This window comes from Catenuloplanes niger (assembly GCF_031458255.1).
Taxonomy (GTDB): Bacteria; Actinomycetota; Actinomycetes; order Mycobacteriales; family Micromonosporaceae; genus Catenuloplanes; species Catenuloplanes niger.
Genome location: NZ_JAVDYC010000001.1, coordinates 8,588,651 through 8,606,643, shown reverse-complemented (window position 1 = coordinate 8,606,643; position 17,993 = coordinate 8,588,651). Strand labels below are relative to the sequence as shown.

14 protein-coding genes are annotated in these 17,993 nt (G+C 77.0%); all 14 read right to left on the bottom strand.

Annotation, left to right across the window (positions count from 1 at the left end; all coding sequences use genetic code 11):
* Window positions 1–163: 163 nt before the first annotated feature.
* The 14 genes from J2S44_RS37860 to J2S44_RS37795 all read right to left on the bottom strand — a co-directional run bounded on the left by J2S44_RS37860 (window position 164) and on the right by J2S44_RS37795 (window position 17,990).
* Window positions 164–2,239, bottom strand: a complete 2,076-nt coding sequence (locus tag J2S44_RS37860; protein ID WP_310424553.1) for an AAA family ATPase — start codon at window positions 2,237–2,239, stop codon at window positions 164–166.
* Window positions 2,236–3,684 carry a hypothetical protein gene (locus J2S44_RS37855; RefSeq protein ID WP_310424551.1) on the bottom strand — a complete coding sequence of 483 codons (1,449 nt, stop codon included), beginning with the start codon at window positions 3,682–3,684 and terminating at the stop codon, window positions 2,236–2,238. The genes J2S44_RS37860 and J2S44_RS37855 overlap by 4 nt, the downstream gene beginning before the upstream one ends.
* Entirely contained in the window at window positions 3,681–4,190 is a 510-nt protein-coding gene (locus J2S44_RS37850; RefSeq protein WP_310424549.1) for a hypothetical protein, read from the bottom strand. The genes J2S44_RS37855 and J2S44_RS37850 overlap by 4 nt, the downstream gene beginning before the upstream one ends.
* 100 nt (window positions 4,191–4,290) lie before the next feature.
* Window positions 4,291–5,376, bottom strand: coding sequence for a hypothetical protein (locus tag J2S44_RS37845; RefSeq protein WP_310424547.1), 1,086 nt, complete (start codon window positions 5,374–5,376; stop codon window positions 4,291–4,293).
* Window positions 5,373–7,544, bottom strand: coding sequence for a hypothetical protein (locus J2S44_RS37840; RefSeq protein ID WP_310424545.1), 2,172 nt, complete (start codon window positions 7,542–7,544; stop codon window positions 5,373–5,375). The genes J2S44_RS37845 and J2S44_RS37840 overlap by 4 nt, the downstream gene beginning before the upstream one ends.
* On the bottom strand, window positions 7,544–8,815 hold the full coding sequence (locus tag J2S44_RS37835; protein ID WP_310424542.1) for a hypothetical protein: 1,272 nt from the start codon (window positions 8,813–8,815) through the stop codon (window positions 7,544–7,546). Before J2S44_RS37835 ends, J2S44_RS37840 begins: the two co-directional genes overlap by 1 nt.
* Window positions 8,816–8,851: 36 nt before the next feature.
* Window positions 8,852–10,771, bottom strand: coding sequence for a phage tail protein (locus tag J2S44_RS37830; RefSeq protein ID WP_310424540.1), 1,920 nt, complete (start codon window positions 10,769–10,771; stop codon window positions 8,852–8,854).
* A 238-nt stretch (window positions 10,772–11,009) separates the two neighbouring features.
* On the bottom strand, window positions 11,010–12,971 hold the full coding sequence (locus tag J2S44_RS37825; RefSeq protein WP_310424538.1) for a putative baseplate assembly protein: 1,962 nt from the start codon (window positions 12,969–12,971) through the stop codon (window positions 11,010–11,012).
* Entirely contained in the window at window positions 12,968–14,941 is a 1,974-nt protein-coding gene (locus J2S44_RS37820) for a putative baseplate assembly protein (RefSeq protein WP_310424536.1), read from the bottom strand. Before J2S44_RS37820 ends, J2S44_RS37825 begins: the two co-directional genes overlap by 4 nt.
* Window positions 14,938–15,342 (bottom strand): GPW/gp25 family protein, encoded by a 405-nt coding sequence (locus J2S44_RS37815; protein WP_310424534.1) that lies wholly within the window; start codon window positions 15,340–15,342, stop codon window positions 14,938–14,940. The genes J2S44_RS37820 and J2S44_RS37815 overlap by 4 nt, the downstream gene beginning before the upstream one ends.
* A complete protein-coding gene (locus tag J2S44_RS37810) occupies window positions 15,339–15,962 on the bottom strand; it encodes a phage baseplate assembly protein V (RefSeq protein WP_310424532.1) in 624 nt (207 codons plus the stop codon). Before J2S44_RS37810 ends, J2S44_RS37815 begins: the two co-directional genes overlap by 4 nt.
* Window positions 15,959–17,143, bottom strand: coding sequence for a phage late control D family protein (locus tag J2S44_RS37805; RefSeq protein WP_310424530.1), 1,185 nt, complete (start codon window positions 17,141–17,143; stop codon window positions 15,959–15,961). Before J2S44_RS37805 ends, J2S44_RS37810 begins: the two co-directional genes overlap by 4 nt.
* Entirely contained in the window at window positions 17,140–17,808 is a 669-nt protein-coding gene (locus J2S44_RS37800) for a CIS tube protein (protein WP_310424528.1), read from the bottom strand. Before J2S44_RS37800 ends, J2S44_RS37805 begins: the two co-directional genes overlap by 4 nt.
* Window positions 17,805–17,990 carry a putative phage tail protein gene (locus J2S44_RS37795; protein ID WP_310424526.1) on the bottom strand — a complete coding sequence of 62 codons (186 nt, stop codon included), beginning with the start codon at window positions 17,988–17,990 and terminating at the stop codon, window positions 17,805–17,807. Before J2S44_RS37795 ends, J2S44_RS37800 begins: the two co-directional genes overlap by 4 nt.
* Between the last annotated feature and the right edge of the window lie 3 nt (window positions 17,991–17,993).

The following is a 17,993-nucleotide window of genomic DNA, read 5'->3' as shown; positions in this document are numbered from 1 at the left end:
CCCGGTGAGCATCCGGTCGGCGGTCTTGGTCCAGCGGAACCGGCTGGCAGCGGCCGTTGCGGCCGTAGTTGGCCGGTACTCGCCCATCGAAACCGGCTCGATCGGCCCCGACGCGGTCCTTGCGGCACCTTTCGCGCGCAGCCGGCGGTGTGGGGTGCCGGGATCAGGCCGCGGGCAGCAGGTCGGCGTAGCGGCCCAGGTCGGTGGCGCGCAACAGGCGGGCCTCGCGCTGGAACTGGCGGGCGACGCCGCCGACCACGTGGCGCATCGAGATCGCCGGGTCCGGGGTCGCGGAGACCTCGGCGGCCTCCGCGGCCAGCAGCGCGGCGCTGCGGGCGGCGGACGCGATGGCGGCGCCGGTGAGGTCGAGGCGGGACAGGGCGTCGAGGTCGACGTCCGGGGCGAGCGGCGCGGCGGGTGGGAACGCCAGGCGCCACAGCCGGCGTCGTTCGGCCGGGCCGGGGCGGGTGAAGTTGACGGCGAAGTGGAAGCGGCGGGTGAACGCCGCGTCGATGTTCTCCCGCAGGTTGCTGGCCAGGATCGCCAGCGCGGGGCTGCCCTCCAGTCGCTGCAGCAGATAGCCCACCTCGAGGTTGGCGTAGCGATCCGTGCCGTGCTTGACCTCGCCGCGCTTGCCGAACAGCGCGTCGGCCTCGTCGAAGAACAGCACCGCCTGGCTCTCCTCGGCCTGCCGGAACGCCGCCTCCAGGTTCTTCTCCGTCTCGCCCACCCACTTCGACACGACCTGGGACAGGTCGATCGCGAGCAGCTCCATGCCGGCGGCGCCGGCCAGCACCTCGGCGGTGAGCGTCTTGCCGGTGCCGGACTCGCCGGTGAACAGCACCTTCACGCCGGTCTCCCCGGACCGCCCGCCGAATCCCCACGCCTCCGCGACCCGGGGCCAGGCGCGGAACGCGGCCGAGATCTCCCGGACGTGCGCGAGCTGTTCCGGTGGCAGCACCAGGTCGTCGAACGAGCGGCGCGGCGCGATCGCACGCAGGTAGCCGCGGGCCCGGCCGCGCGTCACCGCGGCCACCGCCGGGCCCACGTGGTCGGCCAGCGGCGAGTCCCCGGCCAGCCGGGCCCCGGTGGCCGCGACCGCGGCGACCGCGCGCAGTTCCTCGCCGTTCATCCGGTACCGGACCGCGAGGTCGTCGCGGACCGGTTCGGGCAGGCCGGGCAGCGCGGCGGCCCACGCCTCGCGCCGCGTCCGGTAGCCGGCCGGGGCCAGGTCGAGTTCCCCGTACGCGCGGGCGGACAGCAGCGACACCGGCCGCCACGGGGTCACACCGGTCAGCACGACCGGCACCCGGGAACGGGCGAGCAGGCCGGCGACCGGCGCGTCCGCGGGCAGGTCGTCGGTGCGCACCCAGACGATCGCGCCGAGCGCGGCGGCCGTGCGCAGCCCGGTGGCGACGGTGTCCGGGTCGGCGCCGGCCGGCAGCCGGCGCAGCGGCCGGCCCGCGTACGTGGCCAGTGCGAGCGCGGCGTCGCCGGGCGCGCCGCCCCACAGGCCGGCCACGTCGAGCCGGCCCGCCTCCAGCGCCGACGCCAGCCGCCGCAGCGCCGAGGTGCCGGGCGGCGCTGCGTCGCGCGGCACCACCTCGGCCGGGTCGTGGCCGATCAGTCCGGCGTCGGCGGCCTCCCCGAGCAGCAGGTCGACCAGGCCGGGCGCGGGCGTCAGCTCCTGCGCGACCCAGCTCGGCGCGCCGGGCAGCGGGCGCACCAGCCCGTAGCGCAGCAGCGGCGCGGCCGGGCCGAGGCGGCGCCGGATGCCGGGCCCGAACAGCGCGATCAGCAGTTCCGGGCCGGGCAGGCCCCGGTTCACGTTGTCGACGACGTACGCGTACAGCCGCTCGTAGGCCGGGTTCAGCTCCGGCGCGACGAGCAGCAGCAGCGCGTCCTGGTCGGCGCGGCCGAGCCGGAACCGGGCGGCCAGGTCGTCCAGCGGCAGCGTCATCCCGGCTGCGGCGGCCGTCCGGCGCAGCGCCGTCTCGGCCGCGGCCTCCCCCGGCTCCGCGATGGTCGGCGGCACGTCCGGCGGCAGCACCTGCCCGATCTGGCCGAGCAGCTGTTCGGCCTGGTCCGCGGCGACACAGTACGGCGTGAGGTCCGGCCGGGCGAGCCGTTCGGTCAGCTCGGTCCGCCGGTCCACCGCGGCGGCGAGGGCCCGGTGCAGCGGCGCGAACCGCAGGCGCAGGTGGGCGAGCGCGGGCTCGGAGCGGTCGGGCACGGTCATCCCCCGTCGAACGTCAGGGTCCGGCCGCCGAGCCAGACCGCGTGCCGGACGTCGGTGAGCAGCCCGTGCGCGGCCAGGTCGGCGTGCCGGCGGCCGAGCGGCAGCCGGACGCGTACCTCCTCGGCGGTGAACCGGACCCGGGCGCTCAGGTCACCGAGCCGGTCCAGCGCGAGCTGCGGGTCGGTCGGTTCGCGATGCCGCCACAGCAGCCACGCGATCGTGCCGAGGCCGACGCCGGCGGTGACCATCAGCGCGCGGGCGAACGCGTCGTCCACGGCGAGCGGAACCGCCGTGCGGGCGCCGAGCGCGTCGGTGAGTTCCCCGAGCCGGCCGATCAGATCAACGACCTCGGCGGTACGGGGTGGGCGCCGGCCGTCCAGCTCCGGCGCGTCCGTGCCGGGTGTGGCCAGCACCGTGGGCCGGCCGGCCGCGTGCCAGAACGGCACCAGCGCGGGTACGTCCGCGGCCCACGCGACCGGGAACAGCCCGTCGGCCTCGGCCAGCAGCACACCACCCCGCTCGGGGCGGGTCACCAGCAGCGGGCGGCCGGGCGGGTGGCCGGCGCACACGGTCAGGCCGACCGTGGCGGCCAGCGCGGGCAGCACCGGCCGGGTCCGGTGGGCCAACGCGGTGAGCGCGTCCTCGGGCGGCGGCTCGGCCAGGCCGGCGAACGCGGCGGCGGCGACCCGGTCCGCGTCCGCGCGCAGCCATCCGCGCCGGGGCGGGGACAGCACCTGGTAGGCGAGCGCGGCGGCGAGCAGCGGCGCGTCCCCGCCCGGAACCGCGTCGAAGATCGCGTCGAGCAGGCCGATCCGGGCGTACGCGGCGGCCGCCAGGAACGGCAGCGCGGAGTCGACCTCGACCTCGCTCCGCTGCCGCCGGGCCGGCGGGACGGACGCGGCGACAGCCGTCCCCGGCGCGGTGCCGCCGTCGCCGGGCGGCAGGCCGAGCGCGGCGAGCTGGTCCGGGGCGAGACGGTCGAGCACGCCTCCGTCGCGCAGCGCGGCGACGGCCGTGGCGAGCGCGTTCGCGCGTACCCTCGGCGGGCCTTCCGGGTTCTCCGGATCCTCGGCCGTGAGCCCGGCCGGTGCCCGCGCGGCCCCGTCCCGGTGGGCCGGCTCGCCGTCCGGGGCGGGCGCGGTGCGGTGGTGTCCGGCCGGGCCGCCCGGCGTCGGCTCCGGAGCCGCCGGCGTCGGCTCCGCGAGGCCCGCGAGCAGGTCGGCGAGCGTGATCGTGACGTCGAGCGTGACCGGCTCGGTGATCTCCACGTCGTGGCCGGCCTCGGCCGCGGCGGTGACGTGCGCGGGCAGGTGGGCGAGCAGCAGCTCCGGCAGCGCGTCCAGCACGCGGGCGGGCAGGGCCCGGGGGTCCGGCCCCCAGCTCCACCCGCCGCGCCGGACCACGCGCACGGTGCAGCGGTCGATCACCAGGTCCACGCCGGTCATCCCACCGTCAGCGGGTCGAGCCGGCCGGCGTACCCGGTGACCAGCGTGAGCAGGACGTAGTCGCCGTCCGGAAGGGACAGCCGCAGCGTCAGCGAACGGCCGGTCATCCGCGCCGGCAGCAGCGCGACCGGGCCGTCCTCGCCGGCCACCACGACCAGCACCGGTGTCGCGTCCGGCACGTCGGCGGGCAGCGACACGGTCACGCCGTCCGCGTCCAGCCGCACGCCGCCGCCGCCCCACGTGGCCAGCCGCAGCAGCTGCGACCGGGGCGCGCCGCCGACCGTCTCGACGCCGAAGCCGAGCGGGCCGGCCAGCAGCCCGGGCGTGGGCACCACCGCGGCCGCGGACAGGCGCTCCGCCGGCACCGTGACGTCGACGCCGGACCAGAGCGGCAGTTCGGTCCCGACCAGGTCCGCGACCGGCGGCACCCCGGCACCGGCGCCCGGCGTGGCGATCGCGCCCAGCACGTGCCCGGTCGTCGACTCGTAGACGATCGTGTCGCTCATGCCGCACTCTCCTTCGGACCGCGTCCGACGCGGCCGTTCGTGCCCGGCCGCGCGGGACGGCCCGGCCCGGCCGGCATGCGCGCCGGGTGCGCGCGGCCGGTCATGGCGTGCCCGCCGCGGTCGCGACGACCATGAAATCGGCCGCGGACGGGCGGTCGGCCGTCTCCCCGGGTGTGTCGACGCGCACCCAGCGGGTGCGGCAGCGCAGGCGGCGATCGGCGCCGACCGCGCACTCCAACGGCACGGCCAGCCAGACGCCCGGCAGGTCGGCCGGGGCCGGGGTGACGTGCGGCGTCACGGTCGTGTGCAGCAGCACGTCGCCGTCGGCGACCTCGTCGGCGCGGAACCCGGCCGGCAGCGGCAGCAGCATGCCGTCCGTGGCCACGCCGGACGCGACCGCGACGCCGAGGCTCTGCCCGCCCGTGATGCTGCCGGCCGCGCTCAGGTCGCCGCGCGGCGACACGGTCAGCAGCGGGTCGACGGTGCCGTCCGCGCGGTACCGGCCGAAGACCAGGCCGCGGGTCTCGTCGATCGTGACGACCGGCCCGCCCTCGCTCGCGGACGGCCGGGCCCGCAGCGCGAGCGTGCCCTCCCGGGCGGAGACGGTGCCGGCCCGCACGCCGGCGTGGCGCCGCCGGGCACCGGGCGCGTCCGGCTCGACCTCGGTGAACCGGCCGCCCCGCCAGCGGACGAAGCCGAGCAGGATCAGCCACGGCCGGCTGCCGTCGCCCGGCCCGTCACCGACGCCGGGCGGGCGCTGCTCGCCGACGAGCCGCTCGTCGCCGGGCCGGCCGAACAGGATCTGGTACGACTCGTCGACGCGGCCGCCGGTGTGCCGGTCGAGACCGGCCAGGAACACCGGGAACGGCCCGTCCGTGCCCGGGTCGGCGCCGTTGACGTCCTGGAAAGCGGACTCCTGCAACGCGACGTCGGCCGGGACGACGACCTCCCGGCCGGTGCCGTCGATCGCGACGCCGGCCCGCAGCGTCACCTCCACCGAGGCGAGCCCGGTCTCCGGGTCGGTCAGCGACGCCCCCGCGAGGTCCAGCCCTTCGGCGATGCCCCAGTCGTGCAGGTACCGGTCGTGCCGGGCGGCGCGGTGCCGGGCCGCGTCGACGATGGCGGACAGGTCGGTGGCGGCGAGGATCTGACCCTCGCTGAACACCGGCCGGGCGGTGACCGTCATCGCGTGCCACCCCCGCCCCGGCGGCGCGGCGTCGTCTTCTTGGCCGGCGCGGTGGTCTCCGGCTCCGCCTCCGCCTCGTCCGGCGTGGTCTCCGCGCGGGCGGCCTCGGCACCGGCGGCCAGCGCCTCGATCTGCCGGGTCAGCGACGCCACCTGCTCGCGCAACGCCGCCGTCTCCGCATCCGGCCGGCTCAGCGCGGCCACCTGCGCACGCAGCTCCTCGACCTCGGTACGGGAGTCGCTCAGCTCCGCCACCCGGGCACGCAGCGTCTCCACGTCCGCGCTCGGCCGGCTCAGCCGCGCCACCTCGGTCCGCAGCGTCGCCACCGCGGCGTTCTGCCGGGCCAGCTCCGCCACCTGCTCGCGCAGCGTGCCCACGGCCGCGCCCTGCCGGGCCAGTTCCGCCAGCTCGCCGCGCAGCTCGGCCACGCCGGACCGGTCGGTGCCCGGGTCGACCCGCCGGCTCAGCTCCGCGACCTCGTCCCGCAGCGCGTCCACGTCGGACGGCCCGGACCCGTGCCGCAGCAACCGCAGCAGCCGGTCGAGGTCGCCCGCGGGCGGTCCGGACAGCAGGTGTGCCAGGTATCCCAGCGCCACCGGCCCGTCGCCCGGTTCCCGGTCGTCGCCGTCCGGTGCGGGCAGCGGCGGCAGCACGCCGCAGCCCAGCCGGGTGGCCAGTTCCCGCGCCTCGGCCACCGACGGCGCCCAGGCCGCGTACCCCGGCCCGCCGGGCAGCACCTGCTCGCGGCCGGTCGCGCAGACCCGGACCACCTCGCAGTCGGTCACCTCGACCTCGGCCAGCAGCACGTCCGGGTCGGCGCAGTCGGCGCACGGCGGCCGGACCGCCGCGGTCGCGGTGTCGGTCACGTGCCGGGACAGCGCGCCGCCGAGCGTGACGGCCGCGCGGCCGAGCAGCGTCAGCGCCGTCATCCCCGCGGTCGCGTCGTCGCCGGACGGTTCCGCCGGCAGCGGGCGCGGCAGCGTCAGCGACTCGACCGCGCGGAGCAGGCCGCAGTCGGCCGGGTCGCCGGACTCGAGCGCGCCCAGCAGCCACCGCCGCATCCGGTGCGCGTCCGCGATCAGCGCGGCCCGGAGCGCGTACGTCAGCGGCAGTCCCTGCGCCAGCATCCGGGTCTCCAGGCCGTCGCCGGGCCCGTCCGCGTGCCGCCGCCCCTCGTCGAGCACGGCCAGCGCGATCTGCTGCCGCGTGCGGGCGGGCCAGACACGCTCCACCGCGACGCGGGGCACCGCGGCCACGCCCACGCCGAGCACCCGACGGCCCTCGGCGAGGTCCACACCGGCCTCGCCGGCGATCCGGTCCCGGTCCGCGTCCGGGTACGTGTCGAGCCGGGCCAGCGCGCTGCCCAGCGCCCGGATCTGCTCGACCAGGTCGGGCACCTCCGCGTCGGACGGCGTCTCCGGTGCCGCGCCGAGCACCGCGACCGCGTCCCGGAACCGGTCCGCGGTCTCCGCGTCGAACTCGATCGGTCGCGCGCCGGTCCAGGTGGCGTGCCGCATCGCGGTGCCGTACACGCCGAGCCGCCAGCCCTGCTCGCGCAGCCCGGACAGCTTCTCCTCGTCGCCGAGCCGCGCGGTCAGCCACACGTCCGGCCGGTAGCGGTGGCCGGCCGCGTCGTCGACCGGTTTGACCACGAAGCGGTACGTCTCCCGGACCCGGGACGGCTCGCAGCCGGCCGGGGCGCAGGTGTCCACGGTCGGGTACGCCGAGATCGGCTCGACCCGCTCCTCGGTGTAGCGGGCGTACAGCCCGAACGCACGGTCGCCGCACGGATCGCCGCAGTCCACGCCGAGCTGCCGGACCCGCAGGTCGTTGACGAGCGCGACCACGTCGACCTTCTCCGGGCAGCCGACCACGATGTCGTGGCCGGCGCAGTCCAGCGCGTAGCCGGGCCGGACCGTGACCGTACCGCCGCCGCACGGGTCGCAGGCGACCTCCAGGCCGCACACCACGCCGGACCCGGCCAGCCGGCTGTTGTGCAGGCGGTCCTTGCCGCTGACGTACGCGGTGAGCGCCCGCAGGTCGTCCTCGGTGAGCAGCATGCCGGCGAACCAGCGGGGCCGCACGAACGCCGTGCCGACCCGGGTGGCCGCGCCGCCGCACGCACCGCCGCACCCGCCGCCGCATCCGCAGCCGCATCCGCAGCCCATCAGTAGCCCTCCCTCACGAAGAACCAGCTCTCGAACACGTCGCCGCCCTTGCCGGTGCCGGACGTCCACGGCCCGTAGCCGGACGGTGGGGTCGCGCAGCCGGACGGGCGGCAGTCCTCGGTGCGCGGGTCGCCGTAACCGTTCTCGATCAGCGGGACGAGCCCGCCCACGTGGGTGCCGTCGACCGGGTGACAGCAGCGGTCGAGCAGGAACGCGCTGCGGACCGTGATGTGCACCCGGTCGTCGTCCTGCAGCGTTTCCCGGGTGGTCTGCCGGAAGCGCAGCTCACGGGTGAACTCCGTGTCCGGCACGCCGGTGAACTCGCCGCCCATGAACCAGGAGTCCGCGTTCTTCCCGGCACCGCCCTCGATCACCTGCACGTCGACCACGCCGCGGCGCAGGCACTCGGTGCGGATGTCGTCGGAGAAGCGCACCACCAGGCCGCCGTCCGGGTCGGTGGTGCCGAGCAGCTCCTTGGCCTCCTGCACGGTGTACGTCTTGCCGTGCACCCAGTTGATCCCGGTGATCACGGTGGGCACCCGGCGGCCGAACGGGCGGCGCACGGTCGGGTCGACGTCGTCCGCGCCGACCGGGCGGTGCCGTTCGGCGTTCTCGATCCGGGCCAGCCACAGCACGTCGTGCCCGTCGTCGCAGTCCGCGCAGCCGCCGCAGGAGTCGCAGGAGCGGTCCGGTTCCGGCGCGGTGGTGCTGACCACGATCGTGTAGCCCTCGCGGATCCAGCCGGGCTCACAGTCGGAGGTGTCGCCGCAGTCGGAGGTGAAGACCGTGCGGGTCGGGTCGACCGCGTCCTCGTCGTAGCGGACGCCCAGCCAGATCGTGCAGGCCTCGCCGCCGCGGTCCGCGCCGGCCAGCGCCTCGAACAGGTCGATCTCGCAGTCGTTGCGGACCACGACCTCGTTGCCGCACCGGTCGACGCCGAGGCCCGCGGTGAGGCGCACCCGGGCCCGGTTCGGACGCGGCCGGCCGCTCGCGTCCACCTCCCCGGCCTGCTCCGCCGTACCCGCCTGCTCCGCCGTCCCCGCCTGGCCGGCCGGTTCGCCGGAGGCCGCGTGCGGGTGCGGGTGGCCGGTGGCCTCGACCAACAGGCCGCACACCACGCCGTACCCGAGCAGGTTACGGACCCGCAGCCGGAGTTTGTTCCGGATGTACTCCTGCTCGCCCTGCAGATCGCGGGCGCCGAGCATCCGCCCGTGGAAGTAGCGCAGCCGCCGCAGTTCCGGAGCGTCGAAGTCGTTCTCTGTCGTGGTCATCGCCTCTCGTCCCTCCCCGTCCTCATCGGACCGTTGTCAGAAAGCCACCGTGTCCGCGCCGACGGTCGCGCGTTCGCCGACGGTGATCCCGCGGTGCGGGCCGCGCCGGCCGTCCGCCAGCACGGCGTCCCCGCCCAGCCGCGCCCGCCCGGTCACCGGCGGCGGCAGCACGGTGAAGCCGGTGTCGACGCCGACCGCGGACGCGACCCCGACGACCCAGCCGGTCCCGCCGGTCCGCACCGCGCCGAGCGTGTGCGCCGGTGCGTGCGCCGCGACCAGCTCCCGGACCGGCCCGGCCGCGACCGGCGCCGGCACCACCACCTGGAATCGGTACGCGTGCTCGGCCAGCGGGTCCGCGTGCGGGTCGCCGGTGCTGTGCAGCGGCGCGGTGTCCAGCGCGGACGTGCCCAGCCGGAACCGGGCCGCGGACCGGCCGAAGAGCCGCCCGGCCCCGAGCGCACCGCGCGGTGCGGTGCCGGGGCCGCCGAGGCCGAGCCAGGCACGCTCCCGGGCCGACTCCGCCAGGTGCGGGCGCACGCCGGTGACGATCCGGATCACCTCCTGCAACGCCCACGGCGTACCGCGCCGCCGGTACAGCTCGGGCGCGGCGGCCAGCAGCCGTCGCCGCACGTCCGCGTCCCAGGCACTGTCGAAGCCCAGCCCGAGCAGCTCACCGAGCCAGGGCAGAGCCGCATCGGGTACGCCGTCCGCGTCCAGCAGCGCCGGATAGCGGTCGATCACCCGGTCGATGCCGGCGAGCGTGGTGTCGAACAGCGACAGGAACCGCTCGGTGAAGTCGTCCGCGGCCGGATCCTGCCGGAACGCCGCGGGCAGCAGCTCGGCGCTGGTCACCCGCGGGAAGTCGAGCCGCACCCGCCGTACCACCGGCGTGTTCGTCCCGTCCCCGGCGAGCGCGAGCCGCAGGCGCAGGTAGCGGCCCGGAGGCTGGTCGATCAGGAAGTCGGTGGCACCGGCCGGCGCGGTCTGCCAGTCGGCCGCGTCCGGTGCCGGCTCCTCCGGCCCGGCCTCGGTGACCGCGACCGCGATCCGCACGGACGTGCCCGCGGGCAGGTCCACGTCGAGGCTGACCCGGTGCCATCGGCAGCGCGACAACCCGCCGTCGACCGCCTCGGTGCGCAGTTCGCCGTCCGTGTGCCGGTCGGCCACCGGTGGCGGCGGCCCGTCCAGCTCGCAGCCGTCCCAGTCGTAGCACCGGTCCGCGGCGATCCCGTCGGCACCGGGCTCCCGCAGGCAGAAGCCACCGTCCCAGGCGGCCGTCAGCGCCGAGCGGGGCAGCGCGGCCGCCAGCTCGGCGATCGTGGCCGGACGCGGTGCCCCGCCGTGCCGCGACCGCCAGAGGCGCGGGGTGCCGTCGTCGTCGGTGAGCAGCCACAGCTCGCCGTGCCGGCCGGCCCGCAGGCCGACGATCGGGTCGCGCAGCCCGGTCTCGACGCGGCCGGCCGGCGCGCCGCCGGGCGCGAACCGGCGCAGCACACCGCCGTCGGTGAGCACGGCGCCGGCGCCGTCCGGGGCCAGCGTGACCAGCCGGGCGCCGCGGACCGGCAGCACCGCGATCAGGTGCTCGCCGTCGCGCCACCACAGCCGCACCCCGTCCGCGCCGGCGATCGCCAGCCAGTGCCCGGCGTAGGCGACCGCGTCGCCGGTGGCCCGCAGCGCCGGGACGAACCCGGTGCCGCAGGCGGCACGGCGCCGCAGACCGCCCGGGGTGAGCAGGAACCAGCTTCCGGGCGCGCCGCCGGGCGCCAGCCGCGGGTCCGGGAACCAGGGCAGCAGGTCCGGGCGGCCGGGCGCGTCCGGGTCCGTCCCGAGCCGGGCCAGCCGCAGCCCTCCGGGGTCGGTCAGCCCGGCCAGCCCGGCGGCGCCGCCCTCCTCCGGGTCCCACCCGACGTGCGCGTCGAGCAGCCGAAACGTCGGTCCCGTCGTCCCACAGCTCATGCCGGACCTCCCCCCGGACCGCACGGCGGCCGGAACCGCACCGCCGTCCCACCCGGACCGGATCCCACGATCCGGCGCCGCACCGACGATTCGCACGCACGCCTGTCCACGCCGCGGGCCCGGCGTGGCCGGCGCCGAGCCGACGATGCGCACGCACGCCCACGGACGCCGGGCATCGCCGCCACGCCGCGGGCCCGGCGTGGCCGGCGCCGAGCCGATGATTCGGTCGCGAACGCGCTCATGGCGTCACCTCCGGGTCCGCTGGGAAGATCAGGGGCCGGGACGGCCAGGGCAGCGCGTGCCGGGGCAGCGCGTGATCGCCGCAGCTCGGGACCGCGACGCCGGCCACGATCAGCCGCAGGCGCGGGACCGCGCGGACGCCGGGCACCGCGAGCAGCCGCCGCATCAGGTGGGTGTGCCGGATCGGCCCGCCGAACGGCCAGCCGTCGCCGGCCGGCCCGCCGCGCACCGGGTGCAGGAAGGTCACGAGCGCGTCGGCCGCGGCCGCGAACACGGCGGCCCGGTCGGCGTCCGGATCGGGCACGATCCACGCCTCCGTCGCGACCCGCCGGTAGTCGGGCGCACCGGCCACGACACGCACGCCGGCCGGTGCCGCCTCGGCGCTCAGGTACTCCGCGACCGCGCGCAGCGTCGCCGCGCCCGGCACCGGCGGCTCCTCGCCGTCGGGCAGCGCCGGCACCACGAGCACGCCGACCACGCCGGGCCGTGGCGCACCCGGTCGTTCCGGGTCCAGCCCGGCCACGCCGTGCGCCCGGGCGACCAGAGCACCGGGGGTACGCAACGCCAGCAGCGCGTAGTCCCCCGGCGTCACCGCCCGGCCGCCCGAGCCGAGCTGCGCCGCGCCCCGCCGTGCGGCCCGCTCCGGCGGCTCCGCGTCCGCGCCGCCCCGCGCCGGGAACGGGTTCGTCACACCGGTCACGTACGCCTGCGCCGTGACCAGCGCGGCGACCGCGCCGGCCGGGACCGCGCCGGCCGCGCCGCCACCGGCCCGGTAGCGCTCCGCGACGACCGTACGGAAGCCGAGCGGCACCCGCGCGCCGTGCACGCCGTCGCCGAACGTGAGCACCCCGGCCGTGTGGTCCACCGTGAACACCCGCTCGTCCGGCGACCGGCCGGCCAGGCTCGCCACCTCGCGCCAGGTGGTCACCGGCGCCACGACCGTGCCGAACACGTCCGCGGCGTCGTCGCTCTCCACGGCGAGGCGCACGCTGCCGGGCACGATCGGGGTCTGGCTGAGCGTCATCCGGGTCCGCCCGTCGACCGGGCCGCCCTGCACCGCCTGCGGCACCTCGTCCCGGACGGTCCGCGCGGCGGTCGCGGCGACCATGTTGAGCCGGACCGCGGCCAGCACCGGCACGGTCGCCGGCGGGCCGTCGAGCAGCACGCGCAGCCAGCGCAGACGCGGCGCGGTGCCGGTGCCGGCCGGGCGGCCGGGACGCCACGTGCGCGGCGTGCGCAACGCGATCACGCCGGTGCCGCGCAGCCCGCCGGTGCCGTCCGCGACGACCTGCGCGGCCACGAACCGGTCGCCGTCGAGCACGTCCCAGCGCAGCGTCACCGGGCTGTTCGCGTCCGGCACGACGACGCCGAGCGTGAGTTCCGGGTACGGCGTGGCGTCGCCGGTCAGCCCGATCCACAGCGCGGTGCCGACCGCCGGCCGTGGCCCGAACGGCGCGAACGGCCGGTTGCCGCTGGTCGCGCCGGACACGGTCTGCAGCCGCCCGCCCTCGCCGACGAGGACCGCGCCGATCGTGGCCTCGGTGGCCCACAGGTCGGCCGCGGTCTCGAAGACGACCTGTCCGCCGGTGCCGGTCGCGGGCTGCGCGCCGGCCTGGAACCCGGCCGGGATCAGCAGCGAGTCGGTGCCGGGCGGGCTGACGGTGAACGCCAGCAACGCGGTCGCGGCGGCCGCGGGCAGCGGTCGTACCCCGGCGATGGTCAGGTGTTCGGCGCGCACCTTCTCCGGCAGCCGGTTGACGCGCTCCAGCACCGGCTCGGCCTGCGCGCCGAACACGCGGACGAGCGCGACACCGGCGTCGTGCCGGTCCGGGTCGGTCCACTCCGGCGTGTACGCCGGGATCCGCGCCCCGATCGCGGCCCGCACGCTCTCCCGGGTCGCGTCGACCAGGTCGGGCCGCCACGTCCCGCTGCCGGCCCGCTCCCACCAGACGTCGGTCACCGCGTGCCCTCCCTCACCGTGATGTCACCGGCCGCGACGAGCTCACCGGCGCGCAGCGGCACGTCGGCGCAGTCCTCGGCCGGTGGCGCGCCGTCCAGGCCGATCGCGACACCGGTCACCTCCGCGGTGTCGCCGGCCGCGTCCTGCGCGACCCGGCGCAGCGCGGACGGCCGCAGCGGCCCGCCGAACGGCCAACCCGCGCCGCCGTCGCCGACCACCGGGTCGAGGTGGCGGCGCAGGCCGTCCCGGATCCGGCGGGTCACCGCGGCCGGGTCGGCCGGCCGGGACGCGAGCGTGACGCGCAACGCGACCCGCCGGTAGCGCGGCGGGCAGACGAAGACCTCGGTGCCGATCAGCCGCGCCGCGGCCAACCGCTTCCGGACCGCGGCGAGCATGCCGGGGTCCGGCCGCACCGGGGAGCCGAGGCCGTCGTCGCGGCGCACGTCCGGCACGATCCGCACGGTCACCGCGCCCGGCACCGGTGTGCCCGGATACGCCGGGTGACCACCGACCTGCGCGTGGGCGCGGGCGATCGCGACCCCGGGCGTACCGGCGGCCAGTTCCTCGAAGTCGGCCGCGGTCACGGCCCGGTGCACGGCCGCGAGTTCGTCACCGGCCCGGGCGCGCGCCTCGGCGACGGTCTCCGGGTCGCGGCCGCCCTCGGCCGGGACCGGATTGTGCGCGGTGACCAGCACGTCGTCGCCGACGCCGCGGACGGCGACCCAGTTCGCGGTGCGCCCGCCGTTGCCGGCCGTGCCACCACCCAGCCGGTACCGCACCGCGACCGCGCCGCCGTCGCGGTCGGGTACCGGGATCGCGCCGGTCAGGCCGTCGCCGAAGCGCAGCTCGCCGGTCTCCCGGTCGAGCCGGAACACCCGGTCGCCGGGACCGGCGAACGTGAACGCGTCCACCCGCCGCCACGTCTGCCACTCGCCGCCGCGGCGGATGCGCAGCACGGCGTCGAGCAGCCGGCCCCGCGCGTCCGGCAGCGTCAGGTGCTGCCCGGGCAGCCGCAGCCACGCACGGGTCTGCTCGTCCAGTTCGGCGTCGGCAACGCGGGTCTCGGACTGCTCGGCCGCGCCGGCGTTCGGGACGAGCGCGAGCAGCACCGGCGGTGCCGCGAACGTCGCGGACCGAGCGCGCACCCGCAGGCCGTACACCGGCCGTTCGCCGGGCAGCGTCAGCGTGACGATGCCGGAGCGGCGCAGCCCCGCGGTCCCGTCGACGACGTCACAGGCCGCCTCCGCACGGCCCGGCCCGTCGCCGCCGGGCCGCGAGCCAGCGGACGACCCGCCGCCGGGACGGGAGCCACCGGTCCGCGAGCCGTCGCCGTCCGGCCGGTACCACGACCAGGTCAGCGCCGCCGGAGCCGGCACGTCGGCCGCCTGCGCCGACCACGACGGCGGGTGCCGCACGCCGGCGTCCAGCTCGACCAGCAGCGACAGCGTCGCCCCGGCCGGCACCGGCCCGGTGGCCCGCAGCTCGACCCGGAACTCGGCCGGCTCACCGGTCGTGGCCAGCAGCGGCACGCCACGCCGGGCCGCCAGGTCCGCGGCGCGGTCCCGGCCGCCGGCGATCAGGCGGGACACCTCCACCGGCAGCACGGTGACGTCGTCGCGGAGCGTGAACGTGACCCGCGCCAGCGGGTCGCGGGAGAGGACCGTTCCGGCCGGTACGGTGCCCGCGTGCGACGTGCTCAGGGCCAGCACGGTGCCGGCCGGCCGGGCCGGGAGCGGGCCGGGCACGCCGAGCAGCCGCAGCACGGCCACGACCAGCTCGTCCGGCACCTGGTCGAGCCGGTAGAGCTGCTGCTCCAGCAGGTAGGCGAGGAGTTCGACGAGCGTGATGCCGGGGTCGACCGGCGCGTGCAGCGTCCACTCGCCCAGCGACTCCGCGGGGATGCGGCGGCGGGCCGCCTCCACCATGGCGTCCCAGGTGAGGTCGTCGAGGACCGGCGGGGTCAGGCTCACGACGGGCTCCCGGTGAGGCCCAGGTAGTACGGGAAGACGAGGTTCGCGCGGGTGTTGCTGCGCCGCACCCGGTAGACGACGGTGACCGTGACGTGTCCCTCGGCGCCGGCGACCCGCTCGGCGCGCACCTCGTCCAGGTCGACGCGCGGCTCCCAGCGGCGGACCGCGTCGCGCAGCGAGTCCTCGAGGTCGCCGAGGTGCTGCGGGCTGTCCGGCGCGAACACCAGCGCGGGCGCGCGGGTGCCGAGCTCCGGGCGCATGACGCGTTCGCCGAGCGCGGTCAGCAGCAGCGCGCGCAGGCAGTGCTCGATGCTCTCCGCCCCGCGTGCGTAGGCGAGCCGTCCGGTCTCGTCCGGCAGGATCGGGAACCGCCATCCCGTACCGAGGAAGTCGTCACTCATGCCGTCGCCCCGGTCGGCAGGCCGCTGGTCCCGCCGGAGGGCGGCACCGGGTGGACGTGCCGAAGCAGTGCCGACAGCAGGTCGGTGCGCTCGCCGACCGTGATGCTGTTGCTGTCCAGGTGGATCGCGCCGGCCTGCAGCGTGATCCGCCCACCGTTCGCGGCCCGGACCCGGATCTCGTTGCCGGCGTCGTCCAGCTCGATCTCGTGCCCGGCCGCCGACGTGATCCGCACGGCCGCCCGGCTCCGCGTGTCGTCGAAGACCAGCCGATGACCGTGCCGGGTACGGATGATCTTCTCGTCCCGGCCGCCGGTGCGCGCGGTCGGCGGCCGGTCGACGCCGTTGTAGACGCCGCCGAGCACCACCGGGAAGCGCATGTCGCCCTGGTAGAACGCGACCACCACCTCGTCGCCGGTCTCCGGGACGAACACCGCGCCGTAGCCGTTGCCGGCGTAGAACTGGCTGACCCGGCACCAGTCGCTGACGAACGCCGGGTCGAACCACGGGTAGCGCAGCCGCACCCGGGTCTCGTCGTCGCCGTCGACCTCGTCGACCAGCGCGGCGACGACGCCGTAGTAGCGCCGGTCGGTGCTGAACGAGCGGGGTTCGATGCCGTTCATGCCGTTCCTCCGTCGTGGATGCGCCGCGCCGTGAAGTCGGTCAGGAATCCGCCGGTGCCGAGCGAGTGCTCGACCCGTTTGACGTAGTACGACCCGGTGAAGCGGCGGCCCAGCCCGTACACCTCGAGGTTGTCGCCGGGCCGCAGCTCGGGGAGCCCGGCGATCCGGCCGGTCGCGGTGATGAACTCGTACGCCCGCTCGCGGAGCAGGCTGATCGCCAGCTCCCGGGCCTCCTCGTCGCTGGCCACCGGCGCGTCCACGATCACGTCCTGCCGGTCCGGGATGGCGGACGCGGCCGCGGCCGGCCCGCTCTCGCCGTCACCGCCGCCGGGCGGCAGGTTCTCCGCGGTCGCGGTGAACGCGATCGGCTGCTTGGTGCGCGGGTCCCAGCCGCGCACGGTCACCTTGCCGACCTGCCGGGAGATGGTGAGCGTGGGCGTGAAGCTGATCAGGTTGGGCACCAGCCCGGCCGGTTGCGCGCCCGGGCCGGTCGCCAGGCCCGGCGCGTACGCGAGGCGGTAGACGCGGACCGGCCGCCCGTCCCGCCCGTCGGTGGGCCGGATGAAGTAGAGCGTGTCCTGGCCGGTGTCCGGGTCGGTGAGCAGGAAGCAGTCGAAGTCGACGCGTTTCGCGCGCTCCATCAGGAACGTGGCGTCGTCCTGGTTCTTCTGCACCACCACCTCGTGCGTGGGCCCCTCCCGGGTGACCTCGATGCGCAGGTGGTTGCGGGCCGCGATCTGCTCGGCGATCTGCCAGTCCGCCACGTTCCGGTAGATCTTGGCCTCGTTCTCGGCCGGCTTGCGCTCCTTGAGCTTGACCAGCCCGTCGACGCCGCTGATCGCCACCGTGGGCGAGGCGCCGTCCGGGAACGCCGGGCTGACCGTGGTGATCATCCCGGTGACCACGGTGATCAGCTTGTCGGCGTAGCCGAGCCGGACCGCGACCCGGCGCCCGGTGCCGAACCGGGGCGCGTCACTGTGCTTGAAGGTCAGCGCGACGTCGTCCCAGTTGTTCAGCGTCAGGTCGAAGCCGGACATCTCGTCGAGGTCGCGGACCACCTTCAGGTCGATGATGTCGTTCTTCGTCGACGGGTCCAGCTCCAGGCCCTCGATGTCGACGCGGAACTCCGGCGCGTACCGGTCCGCGGGCGCGACCTCGACCAGGTTCGCGGGCGCGGTCATCGCAGCCGCGGCACGGTCAGGACCTGGCCGGGGCGCAGGTCACGGGGGTCGGTGATGCCGTTCGCGCGGGCCAGCTCCCGCCAGGCGCCGGCCCGGCGGTAGAGCGCGGCCGCGATCGACGGCAGCGTGTCGCCGCGGCGCACCACGTAGCTCTTCTCCACGGTCGGTGACGAGCGGGGCGGGTCGACGGCCTGCGGCGCGACCTGGCGGTACTCCTTCAGGCCGAGGTCCAGCTTGGCGCGCAGCGGCACGCCGCCGGGCAGGAACAGCTGGTAGGTGACGTCCAGCTTCTCCAGCACGCCGGTGAAGACGGACCGGTCCCAGACGAACCGGACGATCGGTGGCGCGTGCTCGCGGCTGTCCGGCGTCATCAGCGACCGCAGCCGGTCGACGTAGCGCTCGCGGACGTCCTCCAGCGTGTCGGACGTGTCGGCCAGCGCCTCCAGCGTCAGCGTCTCGCTGCCGCCGCGCACGTACTGGATCGGTGGCGTCTCCAGCCCCGGGATCGGCACCTCGGCGAACGTGTTCGCCTTGCTCAGCTTGTAGTCGGCCGGGTTGAACCGCAGCGGCACCCGCCGGGCCCGCTCGTCGGCGATCTCCGGGCGGACGATCTCCAGGTGCGCGACCGCGATGCCCCGGCCCGCCGCGACGGCCGGCGCGGTCACGGCGTCACCCGCCGGTCACCGAAGCTGCGGTCGGCCGCGCCGCGCTCCCGCCGGGCGCACTCCTGCTGGTAGGCGCGGTCCCAGGCGCGCATGTGCCGCTCGAACAGCCGGGTGAAGACCGCGTTGTCGTCGCCCTCGACGGTGAACCGCACCTCGAGGTTGTGGATGGTCACGGACGCCATGCC

Bases quoted from the DNA above. Each gene is read 5' to 3' on its own strand.
- J2S44_RS37860 (WP_310424553.1), bottom strand. From the start codon at position 2,239: ATGACCGTGCCCGACCGCTCCGAGCCCGCGCTCGCCCACCTGCGCCTG.
- J2S44_RS37855 (WP_310424551.1), bottom strand. From the start codon at position 3,684: ATGACCGGCGTGGACCTGGTGATCGACCGCTGCACCGTGCGCGTGGTC.
- J2S44_RS37850 (WP_310424549.1), bottom strand. From the start codon at position 4,190: ATGAGCGACACGATCGTCTACGAGTCGACGACCGGGCACGTGCTGGGC.
- J2S44_RS37845 (WP_310424547.1), bottom strand. From the start codon at position 5,376: ATGACGGTCACCGCCCGGCCGGTGTTCAGCGAGGGTCAGATCCTCGCC.
- J2S44_RS37840 (WP_310424545.1), bottom strand. From the start codon at position 7,544: ATGGGCTGCGGATGCGGCTGCGGATGCGGCGGCGGGTGCGGCGGTGCG.
- J2S44_RS37835 (WP_310424542.1), bottom strand. From the start codon at position 8,815: ATGACCACGACAGAGAACGACTTCGACGCTCCGGAACTGCGGCGGCTG.
- J2S44_RS37830 (WP_310424540.1), bottom strand. From the start codon at position 10,771: ATGAGCTGTGGGACGACGGGACCGACGTTTCGGCTGCTCGACGCGCAC.
- J2S44_RS37815 (WP_310424534.1), bottom strand. From the start codon at position 15,342: ATGAGTGACGACTTCCTCGGTACGGGATGGCGGTTCCCGATCCTGCCG.
- J2S44_RS37810 (WP_310424532.1), bottom strand. From the start codon at position 15,962: ATGAACGGCATCGAACCCCGCTCGTTCAGCACCGACCGGCGCTACTAC.
- J2S44_RS37805 (WP_310424530.1), bottom strand. From the start codon at position 17,143: ATGACCGCGCCCGCGAACCTGGTCGAGGTCGCGCCCGCGGACCGGTAC.
- J2S44_RS37795 (WP_310424526.1), bottom strand. From the start codon at position 17,990: ATGGCGTCCGTGACCATCCACAACCTCGAGGTGCGGTTCACCGTCGAG.